The sequence below is a fragment of the Mesorhizobium comanense genome, assembly GCF_005503535.1.
GTDB lineage: Bacteria > Pseudomonadota > Alphaproteobacteria > Rhizobiales > Rhizobiaceae > Mesorhizobium > Mesorhizobium comanense.
In genome coordinates this window covers 95,717-117,173 of the sequence record NZ_SCNN01000020.1, presented here as the reverse complement: position 1 = coordinate 117,173, position 21,457 = coordinate 95,717, and the positions used below count along the sequence as shown (strand labels likewise).

The window sequence follows — 21,457 nt, the reverse complement described above, 5'->3', positions numbered from 1 at the left end:
ACGTCGGGTGTTACCCGGTCCTAAGGGCGGTCGCCTGCCGCCGGGACTGCTGGCTGTGATGGGCCGCAGTCCCGGCCGCCAAACTACCCGATCCTGCTCAAACAATCCTAGGGCGAAGCAGGAGCGAAGCTCCGTCGCGAAGACCCTAGGATCCATTCCGTGAACTCGATCGTAGGGCGCAGCGGCGCAGAATTCTGTACCGTTTTCAACGCCTTAATGTCGCGGCATGAATCCTAGGGTCTGCGCTGCGGCGCTTCGCGCCTTGCTTCGCCCTAGGATGACGAGGTCGGGGAGGCCTCCGCTAGTCTCGAAGGTTGCGAAGGTGAGGCTCAACTGACGACGGCGACGAACTCAGGCATGCCCGGCGGCGAGGCTCAGATGCGCCAGATCGATGCCGATCGAGGCAAGAATGCGATCGTATTTGCGCTCGATATCGGCGTCGAACAGGAGCTCGGGATCGGCCGGGCAGGTCAGCCAGCCATTCTCTGCAATCTCGGTTTCCAGCTGGCCAGCCCCCCAGCCCGAGTAACCCAGCGCCATCAGCGCATGGCGTGGACCGCGCCCGGAGGATATGGCGCGCAGGATGTCGACGGTCGCCGTCAGGCAGATGTCGTCGGAGACGGTCAGCGAGGATTCCACCCGGTAGTCGCCCGAATGCAGGACGAAGCCCCGGCTGCGATCGACCGGACCGCCATTGCGCACGACGAAATCGCGCGCCTGCGCCGGCAGGCGTATCGCCTCCTGTTCGTTCATGATGCCGAGCTGAACCAGAAGGTCCGGAAACAGCATCTGCTGTGTCTGGTTGATGATCAGCCCCATCGCACCTTCGTCGGAATGCGCGCAGATATAGATGACCGAACGCGTGAAACGGTCATCCTTCATGCCGGGCATGGCAATCAGGAACTGATCGTCGAGAAAGCCGCGTCCGGCGGCCGTCTTCTTGTGGCGCAACAAATCCATGGCGGTGAGGGTAACGTTTTTCCCGGGCGCCGAAAAGATGCGCCGCGCCGGATTCGACCAAAGCCCATGTCGGCGATGCGTCCCTGGCTTGCCATAAGGAGTCACGCAAATATGATGCCGGCAACGCCATGAAATCATTGCACCGCCACGAACGGACGATCAAATCACCCCCATGCAAAGCTTGAAAATCCTGTTGCTCGGCGCCGCCATCGGATCGGCAATCGCCTTCCCCGCCGCTGCCTCTTCATCAGCCTGGTACAACAGCGAAGGCGGCAAGGTGCGCCTGGTGACATCAGGCAAGCCGGACGATGCCGGCCGCATCCAGGGCGTCCTCGACATCGCTCTCAAACCCGGCTGGAAGACCTACTGGCGTGATCCGGGCGACGCAGGCGTTCCGCCGCAGCTCGACATTTCAGCCAGCACCAACATCGCCGATGCCGCGCTCTCGTTCCCCGCACCGCAGCGCCACGACGACGGATACGGAAAGTGGGCCGGCTACAACTATCCGGTTTCGCTGCCGGTGACCTTCACGCTGGCGACGCCGAACCAGCCGGCGGTCATCGATGCCGACATCTTTCTCGGTATTTGTGAAACGATCTGCATCCCCGTGCAGACACGGCTGACCGTCGACCCAGCATCCGACCCCGACAATGCCGACGACGCGGCCCTGGTAAAGGCGAGTTTCACGGCACTGCCGGCGCCGGCAAAGGCCGACTTCGGCATCAACGTGCTGCCGGGCGACCATGAAACGCTGATCGTGGAGGCGAGCTTTCCGGGCGACCCGGAGGCCGCGGATTTCTTTGTCGCCGGCGAGCACGACTATATGTTCGGCACCCCTTCCCGCAGCGAGAAGGACGGCAAGCTGATCTTTACTGTGCCGATCCTCGACCGCCCCTCGACGACGCCCACGGATGGCGGGCTGCACTACACGCTGACCAGTTCGGCCGGGGCAGTCGAAGGGCTTCTGCCTTTCCCGTGACGCCAGCGGCCTGTTGCAGGACGCCGCCGAGTTCGCTACGCAAGCATGCATCTTCTTCCCATCCCCAAGCGAGGAACTCATGACCATTTCCGTTGGCGACAAGCTGCCTGAGACGACCTTCAAGACGATGACCGCCGACGGCGCGAAGCCGATCACGTCGGCTGAGATTTTCGCTGGAAAGAAGGTGGTCCTGTTCGGCGTCCCAGGCGCCTTCACGCCGACCTGCAGCAACAACCATCTGCCCGGCTACCTCGAAAATCATGACGCCATCCTGGCGCGCGGCGTCGACACCATCGCCGTCGTTTCGGTCAACGATGTCCACGTCATGGGCGCCTGGGCGCGCTTCACCGGCGGCGAAGGCAAGATCCTGTTCCTCGCCGACGGCAATGGCGACTTTGCCAAGGCGGTCGGCCTCGACGCCGACTACTCCGGCGGCGGCATGGGCGTGCGCTCCAAGCGGTTCTCGATGGTTGTCGACGACGGCAAGGTCACCGCGCTCAATGTCGAGACCAAGCCCGGCGTCGATGAATCCGGCGCGGCTCATATCCTGGGACAGCTCTAAGTCAGTAACGACCGACCCGGCGAGGCCTGCCGGTCTCGCCGACAGGTGCCCGCCTTGCTGATTTGCAGCGGGCTTCGGGGGATTGCAGCAATGTTCGACATCTTGTGGCGCGCTATCGTGATTGGCATCGGCGCGACCGTGCTGATGGATATCTGGGCCTTCTTCCTCCACTGGGCGTTCGGCCAACCACGGCCGAACTGGGGCCCGCCCGGCCGCTGGGTCTGGCACCTCAAGGACGGCAAGGTCTTCCATGAGGACATTGCCAAGGCCACACCCTATGCCCATGAGCAGGCGCTGGGCTGGGCTTTCCATTACCTCACCGGCATCGTCTACGGCATCATCCTTGTCATGCTGACCGGGGCAGCCTGGCTCTCGGCGCCCACCTTCCTGCCCGCCTTCATCCTCGGCATGGTAACCATCGGGGCCGGCTGGTTCCTGCTGGCGCCGGGCATGGGTGCCGGCTGGGCCGCGTCCAAGCGCCCCAACCCGATGCAGATCCGCGCCTTCAACGTGATCTCGCACACGGTGTTCGCGCTCGGACTTTGGGGCACGGCTCTGCTGATCCGCTGACGGGGCGGCAGAAACCGGGCAGTCCGGAGCTTCAGTAACTCTGCGTCGACCGACGCACCTTGGGAGCCGAAGCTTGCTTTGGTTGGCCATCAGGCCTTGGCGCGGACGCCGCCGGCTTGAAAGCGCCTTTCTTGAACGGCGCCATGCCTTCGCGCGCGAGTTCATCGGCGCGTTCGTTTTCGGCGTGGCCGGCATGGCCCTTGACCCAGTTCCAGGTCACCTTGTGACGCCGGTTTGCCTCGTCCAGCGCCTGCCAGAGCTCGCCATTCTTGACCGGTTTCTTGTCGGCGGTCTTCCAGCCATTCTTCTTCCAGCCATGGATCCACTTGGAAATGCCATCCATGACGTATTTGCTGTCGGTATGAAGCTCGACCGTGCAAGGCTCCTTGAGCGCGTTGAGCGCCGAGATGGCGGCAAGCAGCTCCATGCGGTTGTTGGTCGTCTCGGCCTCGCCGCCGGAAAGCTCCTTGGTGGCGCCGTTGAATCGCAGGATCGCGCCCCAGCCGCCGGGGCCGGGATTGCCCGAACAGGCGCCGTCGGTGAAGATTTCAACCTGTTTGCTCATGACACCCCGTTTTCGGCCAATCCATACTCCGAAGGCGATTTGATCGCCCGATGGAAGCGCATCCTTCTGATGTATTCCGTCGGATCGCGCTTCATCACCAGCCCGCCGTCGGGCACGGTCAGCCAGTCGTAGAGCCGGGTCAGCATGAAGCGCAGCGCCGAGCCGCGCGCCAGCGTCGGCAGCGCTGCCTTTTCTTGCGCGCTCAGCGGGCGCACGCTCTGGTAGCTCTCCAGCAGCGCCTTGCCCTTGGTCAGGTTGAAGGAAAAGTCCTTCTCGAAGCACCAGGCGTTGAGACAGGTGGCGACGTCGTAGGCGTAGAGGTCGTCGCAGGCGAAATAAAAGTCGATCAGGCCGGAAAGCTTCTCGCCGAGGAAGAAGACGTTATCGGGGAAAAGATCGGCATGGATGATGCCCGCCGGAAGGCCTTGCGGCCAATGGCGCTCGAAATCGGCGAAGTCCGCATCGACTTCGGCGGCCAATCCCGGTTCGACTTCATCGGCCCGGCCGCGGGACGCATCCCAAAGTTTGCGCCAGCCGTCGATGGCCAGAGCATTGGGACGCTTCATCGGAAAATCGGCGCCGGCAAGGTGGAGCGCTGCAAGCGCCTTGCCGACCTCGGCGCAATGCGTCGCCGTCGGCCGCCGCAACGAAAGCCCTTCGAGGAAAGTGATGATGACCGCCGGGCGGCCGGCCAGCGTGCCGATGACGCTGCCGTCATGCGCGGTCACCGGCAGCGGGCACGACACACCCTTGTTGGCGAGATGCCCCATCAGCCCGAGGAAGAACGGCAGATCGGCTTTTTCGACGCGCTTTTCGTAGAGCGTCAGAATGTAGGAGCCGGTCGAGGTATGCAGCAGGAAGTTCGAGTTCTCGGTGCCTTCGGCGATACCCTTGTAGGACAGAAGATCGCCGACCGGATAGTGCTTGAGGAAAGCGCCGAGTTCGCCCTCGGCAACGTCGGTATAGACCGCCATGTGCCTTACGCGGCCCCGTTGACGAAGGCCATGTCGGCCGGCGTCAGTTCGACATCGCGCAATACCCGCATGACCGGAAAATCCTCCGTTTCGGTGGCCGTGATGGCCAGGTCGATCGTCACATCGAAGCGCTGGCGGAACGCGTCGATGATCTCGTCGACGATGATTTCCGGCGCCGACGCCCCTGCCGACAGGCCAAGAGTCGAAATGTTGCCGATGTCATTCCATGGAATCTCGGCGGCGCGCTGCACGAGAAGCGACATGGTGGCGCCGGCACGCTCCGCCACTTCGACAAGACGCCGCGAATTGGAGGAATTGGGCGCGCCGACGATCAGATAGAGATCGGCGCCGGCCGCGGTCTCCTTCACCGCTTCCTGACGATTCGTGGTGGCATAGCAGATCGATTCCGCCGCCGGCGCCTGGAGGTCCGGAAAGCGCTCCCGCAGCGCGCGGATGATGCCGGCGGTATCCTCGACCGAAAGCGTGGTCTGGGTAACGAAGCCAAGCGCGTGTGGATCGGCGGGTTCGAGCCTGGCCGCGTCGGCCTCGGTCTCGACCAATGTCACCGCGCCTTCGGGCAACTGCCCCATGGTGCCGATCACCTCCGGATGTCCGGCATGGCCAATCAGCAGCACATGGCGGCCAAGACGCTGATGCCGCATCGCCTGCTTGTGAACCTTGGACACCAGGGGACAGGTGGCGTCGAGATAGAAGAGGTTGCGCGCCTGCGCATCGGCCGGCACCGATTTCGGCACGCCATGGGCCGAGAAGACGACCGGCGACTGCCGGTGTTCGGCCGGAATCTCGGACAGTTCCTCGATGAACACCGCGCCGAGGCTTTGCAGCCCCTCGACGACATAGCGGTTATGCACGATCTCGTGGCGGACATAGACCGGAGCGCCATACTTTTTCAGCGCCAGCACGACGATCTGGATGGCACGGTCGACACCCGCGCAGAAGCCGCGCGGCTGGCAGAGCCGGATCGTCAAAGGAGGCTTGGCAGTTGTCTGAAGCATGAATCCCAGCCGGTTGGTCAGCGCCGAAATGAGGTGCCTACCCCTGTTCTGTCAAGAGCGGGCCCTGTCGAGAGCATCGGTAGAAGGAGGGGCGTGGCGCGTTCAGTCTTCTTTCGCGGGACGACGCAGCCGCAGGACCAGCACCACGGCAAGCGCGGCGGCGAGCCCATACCAGGTCATGGCATATTGCAGATGGCTGTTCGGCAGATCGATGATGGTGACGCCGCCTATCGGCAGACCGCCGGGATTCGGTGTCTTGTCGGCATCGATGAAGATCGGCACCAGCGTGAATCCGGCCGGCAAGCCGGCGCTCGCAGCCATGACGTCGCGGTCCTTCCAGTAGAAGATGTTCTTGGCCACGTCATTGTCGGGAAGCATCATCGACGGCTTTGCCGGCAGAGGATTGCGGGCCAGACCGGTGACCGTGACCTTGCCCGGCACCTGCCCCTTGGCGCGCTTGGCCGCATCCTTGAGGTCATAGGGGATGAAACCGCGATTGATCAGCACGAAGCGGCCATCATCGAGCGCGAGCGGCGTGTAGACATTGAAGCCGGCCTCGCCGTCCCAGGTGGCATAGAAATGCCGCTCGCCGGAATGCAGGAAAGTGCCGGTCACTGTAACCGGCGTGTAGTCGACATCACCGGTCGCGGCGAATTCCTTCTCGACCTCGGCCAGCGGCCGTGGCGCCGAGTGGGTGCGCTGGTCGATGGTCTGAAGGAGGCCTTCCTTCCATTGCAGGCGCTGGACCTGCCAGGTGCCGAGCGCAAGCAGGATCAACAGCAGCAGGAGGCCAAGTCCGAGCAGCAATGCCGACCTTGGCCGCGACTGGCCTTCCTTGCTCATGGAAGTCTGGCTCATTCGCCGCGATCCAGCCGTCCCTCGGCTGCCTTGTTGGCATATTGGAGGGTCAGCAGCACGCCCTTGATCAGCCGGAGCGCGGTCAGGCAGAGCACCAGTGCCAGCGGGATCCAGACCAGCAGATGCAGCCAGAGCGGCGGGCTGAGCGTCACCTCGACCCACAGCGCCAGGCCGACGATGATGAAGCCGATGATCAGGATGACGAACACCGCCGGCCCATCGCCGGCATCGGCATAGGAATAGTCGAGCCCGCAATTGACGCAGCGTTTGCCGACGGTGAGGAAGCCGGAGAACAGCCGCCCCTCGCCGCAGCGTGGGCAGCGGCCGTGCAGGCCAGCCGAGATCGGATCGATCGGAGGCCAGATCGCCTTGTCTTCACTCATGGAAGGTGCCGTCATTGGTCGTCATTACTCGATCTCGATTGGCGTCCCGTCGGCCACCATCGCCCAGATTTCGTCCATGTCGGAGTCCGTAACGGCTATGCAGCCATCGGTCCAGTCGACCAATTGAAGCAGCCAGCCCCACCAGCCGAAACCGTTCGGCTGGCCGTGGATCATGATCATGCCGCCGGGGTCGACATTGCGTGCCCGGGCAGCTGCCCGGTCGTCCGGATTTGGGTATGAAATGTGGATCGACTTATGGGCGATGCTGTTGGGGTTACGCCAATCGAGGACATAGCGCCCCTCGGGCGTTCGCTGGTCGCCTTCCCGGTGCTTGTGACCGATGGGATCGCCGCCGAGCGCGATGCCGTAGCTGCGCAGGACTTTCCCGCCGCCAATCAACTCAAGCCGCCGCTCCGCCTTGTGGACGCGCACCAGATCGACCGCATCCGCCGCAAAGGCTGGAAATGCCGAGAGGATGAGCAGGCAGATCGCCCAGGGAAGTGTCAGCCGCATCCGGCCATCGATCGGCGATCATTGCGTTGGAAAGAAGATGGGGCGTTGGAAAGAAGATGGGGCGTTGGAAAGAAGATGGGGCGATGGAAAGAAGATGAGGCGCCGAAAAGAAGAAGGCGGCCGCGTCGCCGCGGCCGCCTTCTTCAAAATCGGGATTCGCAGGAGCGATCAGTGGCCTTCGATGACGGCGCCAACCGATCCCCAGACGTAAATCGACGCGAACAGGAACAGCCAGACCACGTCGACGAAGTGCCAGTACCAGGCCGCCGCCTCGAAGCCGAAATGCTGCTTGGGGGTGAAGTCGCCCTTCATCGCCCGGATCAGGCAGACCAGCAGGAAGATGGTGCCGATGATGACATGGAAACCGTGGAAGCCGGTCGCCATGAAGAAGGTGGCGCCGTAGATGGAATCCTTGAAGCCGAACGGAGCGTGCATGTACTCGTAGGCCTGGACCATGGTGAAGAGCATGCCCAGGCCGACGGTCAGCACCAGACCGTTGATGAGGCCCTTGCGGTCGCCGTGAAGCAGCGAATGATGCGCCCAGGTGACCGTCGTGCCTGACAGCAGCAGGATGATGGTGTTGTAGAGCGGCAGATGGAAGGGGTCGAGAACTTCCATGCCCTTCGGCGGCCACACGCCACCGGTAAATGTGTGGCGCGCATAGTTCTGCGCCTCGCCCGCAAAAAGGCTGGCGTCGAAATAGGCCCAGAACCAGGCGACGAAGAACATCACCTCCGAGGCGATGAACATGATCATGCCGTAGCGCAGGTGCAGCGACACGACGCGCGTGTGGTGGCCCTCATGCGCTTCCTTGATCGTGTCCGACCACCAGGCGAACATCGTGTAGAGCACGATCACGAGGCCGATGAAGAACAGCCACGGATTGGCGATGTTGTAGCCGAAGATCGGGAACGAGCCGCCCTTCAGGTACTCCATGAGGGCAACGCCGCCAAAAGCCATGACGAGGGCGCCTACCGATCCCAGGAACGGCCACGGGCTCGGGTCGACGAGATGATAGTCGTGATGTTTTGCGTGCGCGTCTGCCATATCAACCCCCGAGATTTTCGGTATCTGAAACTTTGCCATTGCCCTTGGCCGGCTCCGAGGAGGCGACCGGCTTGTTCTTCTCGACCGGGAACATCGTATAGGACAGGGTGATCGTCTTCACGTCCTTCAGTTCCGGCACGTTCACGATATCGGGGTCCACATAGAAGAGGACCGGCATGTCCAGCGTCTCGCCGGGCTTCAGCGACGTATCGGTGAAGCAGAAGCACTCGACCTTGTTGAAGTACGGCCCCGCCAGTTCCGGCTGCACGTTGAAGGTGGCGCGGCCGGTGACTGGCTGGTCGAACTTGTTGGTCGCCTTGTAATGCGCCTGGACCGTCTCGCCGATCTTCATGGTCATCGAACGCTGGACCGGCTGGAACTCCCACGGCACGCCGGCGATGTTGGCGTCGAAGCGAACGGTTATCTCACGGTCGAGCACGCGGCCGGCATATTGCTTTTCGGCGCGCTGCGTCGTGCCGCCATAGCCGGTCGCCTGGCAGAACATCTTGTAGAGCGGCACGGCCGCATAGGCCATGCCAATCATGCCGGTGAAAAACGCCAGGCACACAGCCGCGACGACGCGGTTGCTGGTCTTCCCGGCCGTCTTCCCTGCTGTCCCGGTGCCCATCACATCTTGCCCGACAAATTGTGGCCGAACTTGACGATCGTCGCGATGTAGAAAATCACGACCAGAACCGCGAGCGCCACACCGATGGCGATGGAGCGGCTGCGCTGGGCCTTCTTCTGGCGTTCGGTCAGAACGACCGTTTCAAGCTTTTCCTCGGCCATGCTCATGCTCCACCCATTGCGAGCGCGCGTTCGACAACGCTGTCGGCCAGATAGGCCGCGAAGATGGCGAAGAGATAAAGCAGCGAATAGGCGAACAGCGCCTTGGCCGGCTTCATCGCACGATCGTCGTCAGCCATGCCGAGTACCTTCCAGGCATACCAGACGAAGCCGACACCAAGCAGCAGTGCGGCCACGCCGTAGAAAGGCGTGGTGTAGCCAAGCAGCCACGGCAGCACGCCGACCGGCGCCAGCACCAGGGCATAGGCGAAAATCTGACGGCGGGTCGATGCCTCACCGGCGACATTGGGCATCATCGGGATGCCGGCGCGCCCGTAATCCTCGGACTTGAACAGCGCCAGCGCCCAGAAATGCGGCGGCGTCCACAGGAAGATGATCAGGAACAGAATGACGCTTTCGAGGCTGACCGAACCGGTGACCGCTGCCCAGCCGATAACCGGAGGGATCGCGCCAGCCGCGCCGCCGATGACGATGTTCTGCGGCGTCCAGCGCTTCAGCCACATGGTGTAGACGACCGCATAGAAGAAAATGGTGAAGGCCAGCAGCGACGCCGACAGCCAGTTGACGAGCACGCCGAGTGTCATCACCGACAGCACCGACAGCACCAGACCGAAGCTCAGCGCCTCGTGCGGCTGGATGCGGCCCGAAGGCACCGGGCGGCTGGCCGTGCGGGTCATCACCGCGTCGATGTCGGCATCGTACCACATGTTGAGGGCGCCCGAGGCGCCAGCGCCGATGGCGATCGACAGGATAGCGATCACCGCCAGCAGCGGATTGATGGTCACGGGTGCGGCGACCAGCCCGACAAAGGCCGTGAACACGACCAGCGACATGACGCGCGGCTTCAGCAGGGCGAAGAAATCGCCCGCGGTGGCTTCCGACATGCGGAAGCCCGCTTCGTCAATGCTGGTTTCGTCGACTAGGGCCATGCGTACTCAAGTCCATCATTCCGTTGGCCAAAACCGCCGGCGCACCGGCGGTTTCGTATTCGGGCGGCGTGCCGCCTTACTTGATCTTCGGCAGCTGCTCCCACTGGTGGAACGGCGGCGGCGAAGGCAGCTGCCATTCGAGCGTGGTTGCGCCCTCACCCCATGGGTTGGCACCGGCGATCCGCTTCTTCTGGAAGGCCTCGAACACGCCGTAGAGGAAGATCGCGACGCCGACGGCCGCGATGTAGGAGCCGTAGGACGACACCATGTTCCAGCCGTGGAACGCATCCGGGTAGTCGATGGTGCGGCGCGGCATGCCTGCGAGGCCGAGGAAGTGCTGCGGGAAGAAGATCAGGTTGACGCCCACGAACATCACCCAGAAATGGGTGTTGGCGATGACGGGCGAGTACATGTAGCCGGTCATCTTCGGGAACCAGTAGTACCAGCCAGCGAAGATGGCGAACACCGCGCCCAGCGACAGCACGTAGTGGAAGTGGGCGATCACGAAATAGGTGTCGTGCAGCGAGCGGTCGAGGCCGGCATTGGCCAGCTGCACGCCGGTGACGCCACCGATGGTGAACAGGAAGATGAAGCCCAGCGCCCAAAGCATCGGCGGCTTGAACGAGATCGAACCGCCCCACATCGTGGCAATCCACGAGAAGATCTTCACACCCGTGGGCACGGCGATGACCATGGTGGCGAAGACGAAGTAGCGCTGCGTGTCGAGCGACAGGCCGGTCGTGTACATGTGGTGCGCCCAGACGATGAAGCCCACGGCGCCGATCGCGACCATGGCGTAGGCCATGCCGAGATAGCCGAACACGGGCTTCCTCGAGAAGGTCGAGACGATGTGGCTGATGATGCCGAAGCCCGGCAGGATCAGGATGTACACTTCAGGGTGACCGAAGAACCAGAACAGGTGCTGGAACAGGATCGGATCGCCACCGCCGTCTGGCGCGAAGAAGGTGGTGCCGAAATTGCGGTCGGTGAGCAGCATGGTGATGCCGCCGGCCAGCACCGGCAGCGACAACAGCAGCAGGAAGGCGGTTACCAGCACCGACCAGGCAAACAGCGGCATCTTGTGCAGCGTCATGCCCGGAGCGCGCATGTTGAAGATGGTGGTGATGAAGTTGATGGCGCCGAGGATCGAGGACGCGCCGGCGATGTGGATCGACAGGATCGCCAGATCCATGGCCGGCCCGGGCTGGCCCGAGGTCGAGAGCGGCGGATAGAGCGTCCAGCCGCCACCAACGCCATAGGCGCCGGGAGCGCTCGGCATGAACATCGAGGTCAAGAGCAGGATGAAGGCCGGCGGCAGCAGCCAGAAGGAGATGTTGTTCATGCGCGGGAACGCCATGTCGGGCGCGCCGATCATGATCGGAACCATCCAGTTGGCGAAACCGCCGATCAGGGCCGGCATGACCATGAAGAAGATCATGATCAGGGCGTGCGCGGTGGCAAAGGCGTTGTACATGCTCTTGCCGCCGTCGATCGCGGCGTCGCCATTCATGCCGTAGACCATCTGCGCGAGGCCGCTGAAGATCTGGATGCCGGGCTCCTGCAGCTCCATGCGGATGGCGACGGACAGCGCGCCGCCGATGATGCCGGCCATGATCGCGAAGATCAGGTAGAGCGTACCGATGTCCTTGTGGTTGGTCGAATAAACCCAGCGCACCCAGCCGCGATACGGCTTGTGGTCGTGCCCGTCATGAGCTGCAGCGTCTGCCATGTTCCGCTCCGTTCCCTAAATCTTGCTAACCCGCGGCATCAGTTGCCGGCGGCCGCTACCTTGTTCTGGCCATCGACCTGGGCCATGAGCGTCTTGTTGGCACCCGGCAGGTCGGTCTTGGCCGCGGCCAGCCAGGTCTTGAACTGCGCGTCGGACACGACACGGATGGCGATCGGCATGAAGGCGTGGTCCTTGCCGCAGAGCTGCGAGCACTGGCCGTAATAGAGGCCTTCCTTCTCCGCCTTGAACCAGGTCTCGTTGGTACGGCCCGGAATGGCGTCGATCTTGATGCCGAAGGACGGCATCGCGAAGGAATGGATGACGTCGGTTGCGGTGACCAGCACGCGGGTCATCGTGTTGACCGGCACCACCAGTTCATTGTCGACTGCAAGCAGGCGCGGATAGATCGAGCGATCCTCCTTGCCGGCCTTGGCGCGATCACCTTCCTGGAGGATGGCCGAGTTGAAGGTGAGCGTGTTGTCGGTCTGGTATTCGTAGTCCCAGTTCCACTGGTTGCCGGTCGCCTTGACCGTCAGCTTGGCTTCTTCCGGCGGCGTGTATTGCGCGGTCAGCAGCTGGAACGAGGGAATGGCGAGGCACAGCAGGATGACGACAGGGCCAACCGTCCAGATCACCTCGATCAGCGTGTTGTGGCTGGTCTTGGAGGGGACCGGGTTCGCGCTCGCGCGGAATTTCACGACGCAGTAGAGCAGAAGGAACAGCACCAGGACGGTGATCGGAATGATGAACCACATCGTGTAGTTTCCGAACCACTCGATCTGCCGCATCATATCGGTCGCCGGCGCCTGGAAGCCCGTCTCCCACGCCCTTGGCTGGTCCGCGAAAGCGGATCCGCTGGCGAGGAACGTGGCAGCAGCACCGGTGCTTGCTAGGAATTTTCTCATCGCCCTCTTCGTCTCCCAGTTTCTCGCGATCCGTACCCCCGCGAGAATAACGAACAATGCCGGGACGGGAATCCCGGACAGTTTCAAGCTGGTTCAAACCATACTCTTTTTCCCTCCGCAAGAAAGGAGCGGAGGAAACTGTGCGGCATTTTTGCGCGCAAGCTGCCATGGCCCTTCGCGGATAGCGGTGAAGGCGGCGAATAGCAATTGCCGGGGAGGTCATGCCCCCTATGACCGAGAGACAGGCGAGGCGTCGCAATTCGGGCGAATTTCGCAGGGAAAAGCGCCGCATGCGCCGTTTCAGGGGCGTTCAGCCGCTGTCTCGTCCTTTACTTGGCATTGGCGCGGCTTAAAGTGCCGTGATTCGCAATGGAGCCGTCATGAACTCTTGGCTTTCAAGACCGGGGTATACGCGACAGGGGCTTTCGAGCCCTCTGGCGGGCGCCGTGTTTCTCGCCGTCCTGTGCGCGGCCGGTCTTCTGCTTTCCGGCCACGCCGAAGCCGCCCAGCCGAGCGGCACGGTGCGCTCGACGCATGGCGCATGGTCGATCATCTGCGACACACCTGCCGGGGCCACCTCCGAACAATGCGTGATGATGCAGAATGTCGTCGCCGAGGACCGCCCGGAGATGGGGCTGTCGGTGGTCGTGCTGCGCACCGCCGACAACAAGGCCGAAATCCTGCGCGTGCTTGCGCCGCTCGGCGTGCTGCTGCCGAACGGGCTCGGCCTCAATGTCGATGGCAAGGATATCGGCCGCGCCTATTTCGTGCGCTGCTTCCAGGACGGCTGCTATGCCGAGGTCATCCTCGAAAAGCCGCTGCTCGACACGCTGAAGACCGGCACGTCGGCGACGTTCATCGTCTTCCAGACACCGGAGGAAGGCATCGGCATTCCCGTCGATCTCAAGGGCTTCGCCGAAGGTTTCGCCGCGCTGCCGTGACGGTTGGCGCTTGCGAAAAGCCCTGGCCTGACGCAGAATTCCCACGGGATGTGGGTTGGCGTTGGGGGTCATCATGCGCTCGTTCTCGTTGCTTTTGTCCGCCGGTCTGATTTCGGCCGGCTCGGTGTCGCTTGCCTGGGCGGACGATGCCGAAATCATCAAGAAACCCGATCCGGCCGCGATCGTCGAGATCGCCAAGGGCTATGGATCGGCCAAGCTCGACAAGGACGATGGCGGCGACCCGATGGTCTCCGGCCGGCTCCAGGGCATGAAGTACGTCATCTACTTCTATGGCTGCGAAAACCATGAGAACTGCAAGTCGATCCAGTTCTCCTCGGGCTACACCGATGCCTTCACGGTCGAGCAGGCCAATGCGTGGAACAAGAAGTATCGTTGGGTGAAGGCTTTTTCGGGCGATGGCTCCAACTTCAAGATGGATGTGAGCTTTGCCGGCGGCATTACCAAATCCAATCTCGAGGAGCAGTTCTCGAACTGGGATTCGATGACAAGCGACATCAAGGACTTCGTTAACCAGAAGTGATCGCCGCCAGGCGTTCCGCAATCGCTTTTGTCCGCGCGATCAAGGCGTGACGATTGTCTCTTCGAGACTTCGCGCCTACATCGTGGTGAAAAATCGCCTCTCCCGCGGATGGACTTGCCATGAACAGCCTTACCGGCCAATTCGATATCTCCGACGATCGCGTCAAACGGATCGTCGCCGACACGCTCAAGGGGGCCGACGACGGCGAATTGTTTCTCGAATACAGCGAGAGCGAAGCGCTGATGTTCGACAACGGCCGGCTGAAAACCGCCAACTTCAACACCGACCAGGGGTTCGGCCTGCGCGCGGTCGCGGGCGAAGCCAGCGGCTACGCCCATTCGAGCGACCTGTCCGAGGCCTCGCTGCTGCGCGCGGCTGACGCTGTTTCGACGGTAAAGGGCGGCTATTCGGGCACGCTTGCCGCCGCACCGGCGCGCACCAACCGCCATCTCTACGGCGACGACAACCCGATCCCCTCGCCCTCCTTTGAGGCCAAGGCCAAACTGCTGCAGGAAATCGATGCCTGGCTGCGCAGCGAGGATCCGCGCGTGCGCCAGGTGACGGCGTCGCTGGCGGCCTCCTGGCAGCATGTAGAGATCGTGCGCGCCGATGGCCAGGTGGTGCGCGATATCAGACCGCTGGTACGCATCAACGTGTCGGTCGTGGTCGGTGACGGCGATCGCCAGGAAAGCGGTTCGTATGGCATGGGCGGACGCAAGGCCTTCGGCGAGTTCCTGATCGAGGACAGCTGGAAGCACGCAGCCGGGGAAGCGCTCAGGCAGGCGCTGGTCAATCTCGAGGCAATCCCCGCCCCGGCCGGCACGTTCGACATCGTGCTTTCCAGCGGCTGGCCGGGCGTCATGCTGCATGAGGCCGTCGGCCATGGCCTGGAAGGCGACTTCAACCGCAAGAAGACCTCGGCCTTCGCCGGCCTGATGGGGCAGCAGGTGGCGGCCAAGGGCGTCACGGTCGTCGACGATGGCACCATTCCCGAGCGGCGCGGCTCGCTTACCGTTGACGACGAGGGTACGCCTTCGGCCCGCAACGTACTGATCGAGAACGGCAAGCTGGTCGGCTACATGCAGGACCGGCAGAACGCCCGGCTGATGGGCATGAAGGCCACCGGCAATGGCCGGCGCGAAGGCTACGCGCACCAGCCGATGCCGCGCATGACCAACACCTACATGACTTCAGGCGACATGGAGCCGGACGAGATCATCGCCTCGGTGAAGAACGGCATCTACGCCGTCTCCTTCGGTGGCGGCCAGGTCGACATCACCTCGGGCAAGTTCGTGTTCGGCTGCACCGAGGCCTACATGATCGAGAACGGCAAGGTGACCCAGCCGATCAAGGGCGCGATGCTGATCGGCAACGGACCGGACGCCATGCACCGCGTCTCGATGGTCGGCAACGACATGAAGCTCGACAACGGCATTGGCATGTGCGGCAAGGCTGGCCAGGGCGTGCCCGTCGGCGTCGGCCAGCCGCATCTCAGGATGAACCAGATGACGGTCGGCGGCACCCGGGTTTGATGGACCCTATCGCCTTGAAATCGCCATCACTTTCTATTATCTTACCGTCGTCTTACATCGAGGCGAGCGACAATGGCCAGTTCTGAAAAGCTCACCACAACCGTCTCGACCAAGGGGCAAGTGATCCTGCCGAGCGCGATCCGTAAACGCAGGGAATGGGGCGCCGGCACTCGCCTCGAGGTCGAAGAGACGCCGGAGGGCGTCCTTTTGAAGCCAGCGCCTGCCTTCGCCGCAACCCTGCCCGCAGACGTATTTGGTTCCCTGCCCCACAAGGGCGGGCCGAAGACGCTGGAAGAAATGGATGCGGGCGTTCACGCCGAAGCACGGCGACGGCATGCTCGCGATTGATACCAATGTCGTCGTTCGGTACCTGACGAACGATCATCCCGAACAATCTCTCCGCGCCCGGCGCATCATCGACGATCTGCAGGTATTTGTCGCCGTGACAGTCTTCCTGGAAGCCGAGTGGGTGCTGCGCAGCGCCTACGGCTATGACCAGGCCACAATCGTCAGAGCCTTGCGAGGTTTCGGTGGCCTTCCCACGGTTCAAATCGAGGACGCGGCAATCGTCTCTTCCGCACTCGATCTGGTCGAGACCGGCGTGGATTTCGCGGATGCACTACACCTCCGCAAGTCCTTGCATTGCACGGGATTCGCGACTTTTGACCGCAAATTGATCAAGGCCGCGCAAGCTGCGGCGGTCGGGGACGTGCAAGAAGCATAGCGACCTGGATAATTGCTGCGCGCCTCTTTCCGGAAGCGACCCGATCGCGCTGCCGTGCAACCGGGATATCCCGCTTTCCAGTAACATTATTGGCATTGCAGTCCCGGTGAGCCGTTCTTGCTCAGTGCAAAAATTCGGCGCAGCGTGCCGCCCAAGGGTCGGTTTTCGCATGCAAGGGAGGATGCCTGACATGAGCCCCGTTTCCAGCCCGCGCAAGCTCGGGCCGTTGCAGGTCATCCTGCTCGCGGTCCCCTGCATTGCCGTGCTTGTCGTACCGTTTTTCAACCGGCTGGAGCCAAGCCTGTTCGGCGTTCCGTTCTTCTACTGGTGGCAGATCCTGTGGGTGCCGCTGTCCAGCATCTTCATCGCCGTCGTCTACAGGATGACCGTGCCGCCCGGCAGTGGAGACTGACATCATGAACGTGGTGGCCACCGCTGTCTTCATCGCGATATTCGGCTTCATCACCCTGCTCGGCTTCGTGTCGGCACACTGGCGCAAGGGCGACATGAGCCAATTGCACGAATGGGGCCTCGGCGGGCGCCGTTTCGGCACATGGGTAACGTGGTTCCTGATCGGTGGCGATCTCTACACGGCCTATACGTTCATCGCCGTGCCCGCCCTCGTCTTCGGCGCCGGCGCGCTCGGCTTCTTCGCTGTGCCCTACACGGTTCTGGTCTATCCGCTGGTCTTCGCCATCCTGCCGCGATTGTGGCTGGTGGCGCGGCAGCACAACTATGTCACCGCCTCCGATTTCGTCGCCGGCCGCTACAACAACCGGGCGCTGGCGCTGGCGATCGCGCTGACCGGCATCGTCGCCACCATGCCCTACATCGCGCTGCAACTGGTCGGCATCCAGGTGGTCATAGGCGGACTGGGCTTCCCGACCGGCGGTCTCGCCGGCGACCTGCCACTGATCATAGCCTTCATCATCCTGGCGGCCTTCACCTACACCAGCGGGCTGCGCGCGCCGGCGTCCATCGCCATCGTGAAGGATTTGCTGGTGTATGTCACGGTCATCGCCCTGATCGTCGTCGTGCCGATCAAGATGGGCGGTCTGGGGAAAATCTTCGCGGCCATTCCGCCCAACCGGCTGCTGCTGCCGGCGGTGAAGGATGGCAACACCGGGCAGATATCCATCTACACCACGCTCGCCTTTGGATCGGCGCTGGCGCTGATGCTCTACCCGCACGCCACCACCGCGGTGCTGTCGGCGAAAGGGCCGAACACGCTGCGCCGCAACTGGGTCTTCCTGCCGGCTTATTCGCTGGTGCTCGGCCTGATCGCGATGCTTGGTTACTTCGCCTACGCGTCCGGCATCGACAAATCGCCGGAACTGGCGCCCTATTTCGCCCAGTACAAGGCGCAGTTCGCGATGCCCGGCTTGCTGCTCCACTTCTTCCCGAGCTGGTTCGTCGGCCTGGGCTTTGCGGCGGTCGCCATCGGCGCCCTCGTGCCTGCCGCGATCATGTCCATAGCGGCGGCCAACCTCTTCACCCGCAACATCTACAAGGCCTATTTCAATCCGGCCTGTTCGGCCGAGCAGGAGACCAGCATGGCCAAGCTGTTCTCGCTCATCGTCAAGTTCGGGGCGCTGATGTTCATCCTGTTCCTGCCGCTGACCTATGCGATCCAGCTGCAGCTCCTGGGTGGCATTCTCATCCTGCAAACCCTGCCGGCCATCGTCTGCGGCATCTATACGCGCTGGTTCGATGCCAAGGCCCTGCTGCTGGGCCTGGCTGCCGGACTGATCTGGGGCATATGGGCCGCGTCGCTGACGGGCTTTCAGACGTCCGGCTTTCCGCTGCATATGGGCGGCCTGACGATACCGGCCTATATCGGGCTCTACGCGCTGATCCTCAACTTCGCGGTATCCATCGCGGCCAATCTTTTCATCCGTGTGCTCGGGATGGCCGACCGGCAGGACGCGACCGTAGCCGCCGATTACATCGGCTGACCGGAAACAGCAGGCTCCCGGAGCCAATCCACGGTCTCTCGAAGCGGCTCGATAGGGGAGCCGCTTCATGTCTACTCAAATGGCGGCCAGCCCGCATCGAGTTGGCCGCCACTCCTGGCTAGGAAATCAGGTGGCTTTGCCGCCGTTCTTCTTGCAATCGGCGCGGAATTTGTGACGCTCCTTGCCGTGCAGCTTCTTGGCATCCGCAAGCGCAGAGCACTGCTTTGAAATCGCGGTCTGCTCCGGCGTCATGGCAGACGCCTTCTTCTTCATCGGAGCCGCCGTCGTGGCGGCCGGCGCCGTGGTGGTCGTTGTAGCTGCTGTCGTCGCGGCGGAGGCTACTCCGGTCGCAAGGAAGCCGGCCACGGCGATTGATGTCAGAACGCTTGCAATCCTCATCAAGATCACTCCCTTAGGCGCCCCAGCCTGGTTTCGACTGGTACCAGCGGGCCGGGACAGCCGCAATCTTGGTGGGGCCTACCCCACGCAGTTGTGATCCGGTGGCAAAGCGGCACCACATCGCAACCGGATGTGGTGCCGCCCCATAAGATTGGCCCCATTCGCCAGAGCGGTTATTTCCTGCAGGCAGGCTCACCCTGGTGGCCGCAAGACGGCTTCTTCCCGCCCTGGGGCTTTGGCGGCCCCGGCGGCTGGCGCCGCTCCTGCATCTGAGGCTTGGGCTGGGCGTGGAATTCGGGCTTCGGCTTTGACTGCACCTGCATCCTTGGCTTTTCCTGCAGCTTGATCTGACGCTGCGGATTGCCGTTCGATGCATTGAACTTCTGCTTGCCACCCGCATCATTGCCGGTCGGGCCGGCTCCGGTCGGTTGCTTGTGGAATTTCGGCCCCTTGCCCTGCGCACCCAACTGACCACCATTCGAGGCCGGGCCGCCCGTATCCTGGGCGTGCAGTTTTTTGTGCTTGCCATTGGCGGCCATCTGCTCGTCGGGCGTCAGGACGTTGCCGGTCTTGAGTGCGTTGCCGGTCTTGGGCGCGTTGCCGGTTTTGGGTTTCGGCGGAGTGCCTTGCCCATTGGCCGTCGCAGCACCGCCATTGGTGGCAGCGAGCGGCGTTGCGCCGCCAACGCCCTTCTTGCGCAACAGCTTCGCGGCCTTGTCGTCAGGCGGGTTCTGACTGTTGAGAACCGGCTTGCCGTTGACGAGCGGAAGCGTCTTGCCGTCGGCGCCGGGCAAGGCGTGCCCGGCCAGCTTGTCCGCCGGCAATGTCTTGGAAAGCGGTGCCGCGCCACCGTTCGGCTGGCCTGTCTTGACCAGCTTCGACGGCAGGCCTCCCGGGTTGACCGCCGGGTTCTTGGCGAGCGCGGCCTCCTTCTTCTGAAGGAAGGCGGGCAGCGCAACCTTGGTCGCGAGCGCTGCCGCGCCAATGCCTACCGCGCCGGCGGTCAGCTTCTGCCCGGTGGTCAGGCCACCGCCCTGATTGTTGTTCTCGTTGATGGTCGTGTTGTTGATGACCGTCGTGTTGTGGATGTTGTTGAAGATGACATTGTCGGGCGGCGGGAAAATATCATGCGGCGGATTCACCCAGGCAGGCACCGGCACGAAGACCGGGGTCGGCAGGAGGAAAACCCCGATCGGCGGCGGTGGCGGCGGCAGCACGATGAAATCCGGCGGCGGCGGCGGCAGGAAGATCACCGCGACCGGCGGCGGCGGCGGGAAGTCGAACTCGGGGTCGTCGAAATAGAGAACCGGCCGGTCGACATAGACGATTTCCTCCGGCGGCGGCGGCGGCACGTCATAGGCGTAGACGGTGAAGCTCGGCGGCGGCTCCAGCGCGGCGTCGAAATGCTCGAGCCTGCGGCGGGCATCCCAGGCATGCGGGCCGTGCGGATAGCGCTGAAGGTAGGACCAGTAGGCCTCCGGCGTGTCCCTCAGCCAGGTCTGGCGCCAGGTGATCGCCTCGCGCCGCGCCCCAAGGATGGCGCGAACGCGCTTGGCCATCGGGTCGTGCGGATAGGCGACGAGGAAATCCTCGTAGCCGCGCATCGTGTCGCGATCGAGGGCCGCGACATAGGCGTCATGCGCATCGAAATCGCGAATCTCCTTGGTCCGGTCGGTGCGAACTTCGGCGGCTGAAACCTGTGGCGGCGGGGCATCCGGGCCGCGATCGAAGAATACGAAGGGATCGGTGATCTTGGACGCGTCCCATGGCAATTCGGCGCCCTGTGTCACCTCGCTGACACGCAGGCGCGTGCGGTCGAAGACATCCCCGAGTTGCAGGCCGGCGTCGCGGATCATCTCGGCGAGCGCCTGGGCATAGGCGCCGTACGGCCCCTTGCCCTCCGGCGCGACGGTGCCTGGGGCGGCATTGAATGCGATCAGCATGTTGGGATCCGGATCGACCAGCGCGAGACCGCCTGCCAGCGGCTGGTTCGACTTGGCGAACGAGTTCGGCCGTGCCGCGTCGAGCACGACGATGTTGACCTTCGTCGGCAAGGCGGCCAGCGGCTTGGTGAGGTCGGAAATCCGCACCGCGGCCATCGGCACGTCCGCCGCATTGGTAATCTGGGCATCGACCGGGGCGAAGTAGTTCTCGCCCTCGAACTGCAAGCCCTGGCCGGCCAGATAGACGAACACCACGGCGTCGGGGCCGGCCGCCGTCACCTTCGCCAGGAAGTCGCGATAGGCGCCGCGCAGCGATTCCTGGTCGACATCACGCGCGCCGACCACATCGAAACCCGCCGCCTGCAATGTCTGTGCGATCAGCCCGGCATCATTGGCCGGCGTCGCCAGTGCGCCTGATGGATAGGCCGCATTGCCGATGACGAAAGCAAGGCGCTTCTGGCCTTGCGCCAGCGCCCCGTCTGTCAGGCCTAGCGCGAAAATGGAGAGCGCGAAGAAGAACGCGAGAAATTTCGAGACCGTCCGCATTACGATCATCCGTCAGGTGAGAGTAACGATATTTCCGCCCCAGGCCAGGAATAGGCGGGTGCATCAAGGCGGCTTTGCG

Annotated in this window: 25 protein-coding genes; 10 read left to right on the top strand and 15 right to left on the bottom strand. The window is 63.2% G+C overall.

Features of this window, described 5'->3' with window-relative positions; genetic code table 11:
• Nucleotides 1-351 precede the first annotated feature (351 nt).
• A complete protein-coding gene (locus FFS37_RS27385) occupies nt 352-960 on the bottom strand; it encodes a YqgE/AlgH family protein (protein ID WP_137934093.1) in 609 nt (202 codons plus the stop codon).
• Nucleotides 961-1,132: 172 nt separating this feature from the next.
• On the opposite strand from FFS37_RS27385, the gene FFS37_RS27380 reads away from it, so the two are divergent.
• The 3 genes from FFS37_RS27380 (at nt 1,133) to FFS37_RS27370 (ending at nt 3,071) form a co-directional block, all read left to right on the top strand.
• Complete coding sequence (locus tag FFS37_RS27380) at nt 1,133-1,939, top strand: protein-disulfide reductase DsbD domain-containing protein (protein WP_137934092.1); 807 nt, start codon at nt 1,133-1,135, stop codon at nt 1,937-1,939.
• Nucleotides 1,940-2,018: 79 nt separating this feature from the next.
• On the top strand, nt 2,019-2,501 hold the full coding sequence (locus FFS37_RS27375; protein ID WP_137934091.1) for a peroxiredoxin: 483 nt from the start codon (nt 2,019-2,021) through the stop codon (nt 2,499-2,501).
• Between the two features lie 90 nt (nt 2,502-2,591).
• On the top strand, nt 2,592-3,071 hold the full coding sequence (locus tag FFS37_RS27370) for a DUF2938 domain-containing protein (RefSeq protein WP_137934090.1): 480 nt from the start codon (nt 2,592-2,594) through the stop codon (nt 3,069-3,071).
• Nucleotides 3,072-3,102: 31 nt separating this feature from the next.
• Here FFS37_RS27370 and rnhA read toward each other — a convergent pair whose 3' ends face one another.
• The 12 genes from rnhA to coxB all read right to left on the bottom strand — a co-directional run bounded on the left by rnhA (nt 3,103) and on the right by coxB (nt 12,797).
• Nucleotides 3,103-3,636, bottom strand: coding sequence for a ribonuclease HI (gene rnhA, locus FFS37_RS27365; RefSeq protein WP_137934089.1), 534 nt, complete (start codon nt 3,634-3,636; stop codon nt 3,103-3,105).
• Nucleotides 3,633-4,610: a homoserine kinase gene (locus FFS37_RS27360; protein WP_137934088.1), complete on the bottom strand. Its 978-nt coding sequence runs from the start codon at nt 4,608-4,610 to the stop codon at nt 3,633-3,635. Before FFS37_RS27360 ends, rnhA begins: the two co-directional genes overlap by 4 nt.
• Nucleotides 4,611-4,615: 5 nt before the next feature.
• A complete protein-coding gene (gene ispH / locus FFS37_RS27355) occupies nt 4,616-5,626 on the bottom strand; it encodes a 4-hydroxy-3-methylbut-2-enyl diphosphate reductase (protein ID WP_137934087.1) in 1,011 nt (336 codons plus the stop codon).
• A 102-nt stretch (nt 5,627-5,728) separates the two neighbouring features.
• Nucleotides 5,729-6,484, bottom strand: a complete 756-nt coding sequence (locus FFS37_RS27350; protein ID WP_171026441.1) for an SURF1 family protein — start codon at nt 6,482-6,484, stop codon at nt 5,729-5,731.
• The gene (locus tag FFS37_RS27345) at nt 6,481-6,867 is read right to left on the bottom strand and encodes a DUF983 domain-containing protein (RefSeq protein ID WP_137934086.1); all 387 of its coding nucleotides are present in this window, start codon (nt 6,865-6,867) and stop codon (nt 6,481-6,483) included. The genes FFS37_RS27350 and FFS37_RS27345 overlap by 4 nt, the downstream gene beginning before the upstream one ends.
• A gap of 24 nt (nt 6,868-6,891) precedes the next feature.
• Nucleotides 6,892-7,380: a L,D-transpeptidase family protein gene (locus FFS37_RS27340; RefSeq protein ID WP_137934085.1), complete on the bottom strand. Its 489-nt coding sequence runs from the start codon at nt 7,378-7,380 to the stop codon at nt 6,892-6,894.
• Nucleotides 7,381-7,548: 168 nt separating this feature from the next.
• On the bottom strand, nt 7,549-8,427 hold the full coding sequence (locus FFS37_RS27335) for a cytochrome c oxidase subunit 3 (RefSeq protein WP_137934084.1): 879 nt from the start codon (nt 8,425-8,427) through the stop codon (nt 7,549-7,551).
• 1 nt (nt 8,428) lies between these two features.
• On the bottom strand, nt 8,429-9,055 hold the full coding sequence (locus tag FFS37_RS27330; protein WP_137934083.1) for a cytochrome c oxidase assembly protein: 627 nt from the start codon (nt 9,053-9,055) through the stop codon (nt 8,429-8,431).
• A complete protein-coding gene (locus tag FFS37_RS27325) occupies nt 9,055-9,216 on the bottom strand; it encodes a hypothetical protein (protein WP_137934082.1) in 162 nt (53 codons plus the stop codon). The genes FFS37_RS27330 and FFS37_RS27325 overlap by 1 nt, the downstream gene beginning before the upstream one ends.
• Nucleotides 9,217-9,218: 2 nt before the next feature.
• Entirely contained in the window at nt 9,219-10,163 is a 945-nt protein-coding gene (locus tag FFS37_RS27320) for a heme o synthase (RefSeq protein WP_137934081.1), read from the bottom strand.
• Nucleotides 10,164-10,239: 76 nt separating this feature from the next.
• Nucleotides 10,240-11,892 carry a cytochrome c oxidase subunit I gene (gene ctaD / locus FFS37_RS27315; protein ID WP_137934080.1) on the bottom strand — a complete coding sequence of 551 codons (1,653 nt, stop codon included), beginning with the start codon at nt 11,890-11,892 and terminating at the stop codon, nt 10,240-10,242.
• A gap of 38 nt (nt 11,893-11,930) precedes the next feature.
• Nucleotides 11,931-12,797: a cytochrome c oxidase subunit II gene (gene coxB, locus FFS37_RS27310; RefSeq protein ID WP_137934079.1), complete on the bottom strand. Its 867-nt coding sequence runs from the start codon at nt 12,795-12,797 to the stop codon at nt 11,931-11,933.
• Between the two features lie 380 nt (nt 12,798-13,177).
• Between coxB and FFS37_RS27305 the strand changes: the two genes are divergently transcribed.
• From FFS37_RS27305 to mctP, 7 genes are all read left to right on the top strand, one after another.
• A complete protein-coding gene (locus FFS37_RS27305) occupies nt 13,178-13,738 on the top strand; it encodes an invasion associated locus B family protein (protein ID WP_137934078.1) in 561 nt (186 codons plus the stop codon).
• Nucleotides 13,739-13,811: 73 nt separating this feature from the next.
• On the top strand, nt 13,812-14,279 hold the full coding sequence (locus FFS37_RS27300; RefSeq protein WP_137934077.1) for a YbjN domain-containing protein: 468 nt from the start codon (nt 13,812-13,814) through the stop codon (nt 14,277-14,279).
• A 119-nt stretch (nt 14,280-14,398) separates the two neighbouring features.
• Nucleotides 14,399-15,811, top strand: a complete 1,413-nt coding sequence (gene tldD / locus FFS37_RS27295) for a metalloprotease TldD (RefSeq protein WP_137934076.1) — start codon at nt 14,399-14,401, stop codon at nt 15,809-15,811.
• Nucleotides 15,812-15,883: 72 nt separating this feature from the next.
• On the top strand, nt 15,884-16,159 hold the full coding sequence (locus tag FFS37_RS27290) for an AbrB/MazE/SpoVT family DNA-binding domain-containing protein (protein WP_137934075.1): 276 nt from the start codon (nt 15,884-15,886) through the stop codon (nt 16,157-16,159).
• Nucleotides 16,146-16,535 (top strand): type II toxin-antitoxin system VapC family toxin, encoded by a 390-nt coding sequence (locus FFS37_RS27285; RefSeq protein WP_137934074.1) that lies wholly within the window; start codon nt 16,146-16,148, stop codon nt 16,533-16,535. The genes FFS37_RS27290 and FFS37_RS27285 overlap by 14 nt, the downstream gene beginning before the upstream one ends.
• A 190-nt stretch (nt 16,536-16,725) precedes the next feature.
• Nucleotides 16,726-16,947, top strand: a complete 222-nt coding sequence (locus tag FFS37_RS27280; protein WP_210240482.1) for a DUF3311 domain-containing protein — start codon at nt 16,726-16,728, stop codon at nt 16,945-16,947.
• A gap of 4 nt (nt 16,948-16,951) precedes the next feature.
• Nucleotides 16,952-18,490, top strand: coding sequence for a monocarboxylate uptake permease MctP (gene mctP, locus FFS37_RS27275; RefSeq protein WP_137934072.1), 1,539 nt, complete (start codon nt 16,952-16,954; stop codon nt 18,488-18,490).
• A gap of 126 nt (nt 18,491-18,616) precedes the next feature.
• Here the strand turns inward: mctP and FFS37_RS27270 are convergent, their stop codons facing one another.
• Together FFS37_RS27270 and FFS37_RS27265 are read right to left on the bottom strand one after the other, a co-directional pair.
• Nucleotides 18,617-18,889, bottom strand: a complete 273-nt coding sequence (locus FFS37_RS27270) for a hypothetical protein (protein WP_137934071.1) — start codon at nt 18,887-18,889, stop codon at nt 18,617-18,619.
• A gap of 173 nt (nt 18,890-19,062) precedes the next feature.
• The gene (locus FFS37_RS27265; protein WP_137934070.1) at nt 19,063-21,387 is read right to left on the bottom strand and encodes a caspase family protein; all 2,325 of its coding nucleotides are present in this window, start codon (nt 21,385-21,387) and stop codon (nt 19,063-19,065) included.
• Between the last annotated feature and the right edge of the window lie 70 nt (nt 21,388-21,457).

What these genes read in the sequence shown, in the direction of transcription:
- FFS37_RS27330 (WP_137934083.1), bottom strand. Translation starts at nt 9,055, where the DNA reads ATGGGCACCGGGACAGCAGGGAAGACGGCCGGGAAGACCAGCAACCGC.
- FFS37_RS27335 (WP_137934084.1), bottom strand. Translation starts at nt 8,427, where the DNA reads ATGGCAGACGCGCACGCAAAACATCACGACTATCATCTCGTCGACCCG.
- FFS37_RS27285 (WP_137934074.1), top strand. Translation starts at nt 16,146, where the DNA reads ATGCTCGCGATTGATACCAATGTCGTCGTTCGGTACCTGACGAACGAT.
- FFS37_RS27270 (WP_137934071.1), bottom strand. Translation starts at nt 18,889, where the DNA reads ATGAGGATTGCAAGCGTTCTGACATCAATCGCCGTGGCCGGCTTCCTT.
- FFS37_RS27300 (WP_137934077.1), top strand. Translation starts at nt 13,812, where the DNA reads ATGCGCTCGTTCTCGTTGCTTTTGTCCGCCGGTCTGATTTCGGCCGGC.
- FFS37_RS27340 (WP_137934085.1), bottom strand. Translation starts at nt 7,380, where the DNA reads ATGCGGCTGACACTTCCCTGGGCGATCTGCCTGCTCATCCTCTCGGCA.
- ctaD (WP_137934080.1), bottom strand. Translation starts at nt 11,892, where the DNA reads ATGGCAGACGCTGCAGCTCATGACGGGCACGACCACAAGCCGTATCGC.
- FFS37_RS27345 (WP_137934086.1), bottom strand. Translation starts at nt 6,867, where the DNA reads ATGAGTGAAGACAAGGCGATCTGGCCTCCGATCGATCCGATCTCGGCT.
- FFS37_RS27360 (WP_137934088.1), bottom strand. Translation starts at nt 4,610, where the DNA reads ATGGCGGTCTATACCGACGTTGCCGAGGGCGAACTCGGCGCTTTCCTC.
- ispH (WP_137934087.1), bottom strand. Translation starts at nt 5,626, where the DNA reads ATGCTTCAGACAACTGCCAAGCCTCCTTTGACGATCCGGCTCTGCCAG.
- FFS37_RS27305 (WP_137934078.1), top strand. Translation starts at nt 13,178, where the DNA reads ATGAACTCTTGGCTTTCAAGACCGGGGTATACGCGACAGGGGCTTTCG.
- FFS37_RS27290 (WP_137934075.1), top strand. Translation starts at nt 15,884, where the DNA reads ATGGCCAGTTCTGAAAAGCTCACCACAACCGTCTCGACCAAGGGGCAA.
- FFS37_RS27380 (WP_137934092.1), top strand. Translation starts at nt 1,133, where the DNA reads ATGCAAAGCTTGAAAATCCTGTTGCTCGGCGCCGCCATCGGATCGGCA.
- coxB (WP_137934079.1), bottom strand. Translation starts at nt 12,797, where the DNA reads ATGAGAAAATTCCTAGCAAGCACCGGTGCTGCTGCCACGTTCCTCGCC.
- FFS37_RS27325 (WP_137934082.1), bottom strand. Translation starts at nt 9,216, where the DNA reads ATGGCCGAGGAAAAGCTTGAAACGGTCGTTCTGACCGAACGCCAGAAG.
- FFS37_RS27265 (WP_137934070.1), bottom strand. Translation starts at nt 21,387, where the DNA reads ATGATCGTAATGCGGACGGTCTCGAAATTTCTCGCGTTCTTCTTCGCG.
- rnhA (WP_137934089.1), bottom strand. Translation starts at nt 3,636, where the DNA reads ATGAGCAAACAGGTTGAAATCTTCACCGACGGCGCCTGTTCGGGCAAT.
- FFS37_RS27370 (WP_137934090.1), top strand. Translation starts at nt 2,592, where the DNA reads ATGTTCGACATCTTGTGGCGCGCTATCGTGATTGGCATCGGCGCGACC.
- FFS37_RS27350 (WP_171026441.1), bottom strand. Translation starts at nt 6,484, where the DNA reads ATGAGCCAGACTTCCATGAGCAAGGAAGGCCAGTCGCGGCCAAGGTCG.
- FFS37_RS27375 (WP_137934091.1), top strand. Translation starts at nt 2,019, where the DNA reads ATGACCATTTCCGTTGGCGACAAGCTGCCTGAGACGACCTTCAAGACG.
- FFS37_RS27385 (WP_137934093.1), bottom strand. Translation starts at nt 960, where the DNA reads ATGGATTTGTTGCGCCACAAGAAGACGGCCGCCGGACGCGGCTTTCTC.
- mctP (WP_137934072.1), top strand. Translation starts at nt 16,952, where the DNA reads ATGAACGTGGTGGCCACCGCTGTCTTCATCGCGATATTCGGCTTCATC.
- tldD (WP_137934076.1), top strand. Translation starts at nt 14,399, where the DNA reads ATGAACAGCCTTACCGGCCAATTCGATATCTCCGACGATCGCGTCAAA.
- FFS37_RS27280 (WP_210240482.1), top strand. Translation starts at nt 16,726, where the DNA reads ATGAGCCCCGTTTCCAGCCCGCGCAAGCTCGGGCCGTTGCAGGTCATC.
- FFS37_RS27320 (WP_137934081.1), bottom strand. Translation starts at nt 10,163, where the DNA reads ATGGCCCTAGTCGACGAAACCAGCATTGACGAAGCGGGCTTCCGCATG.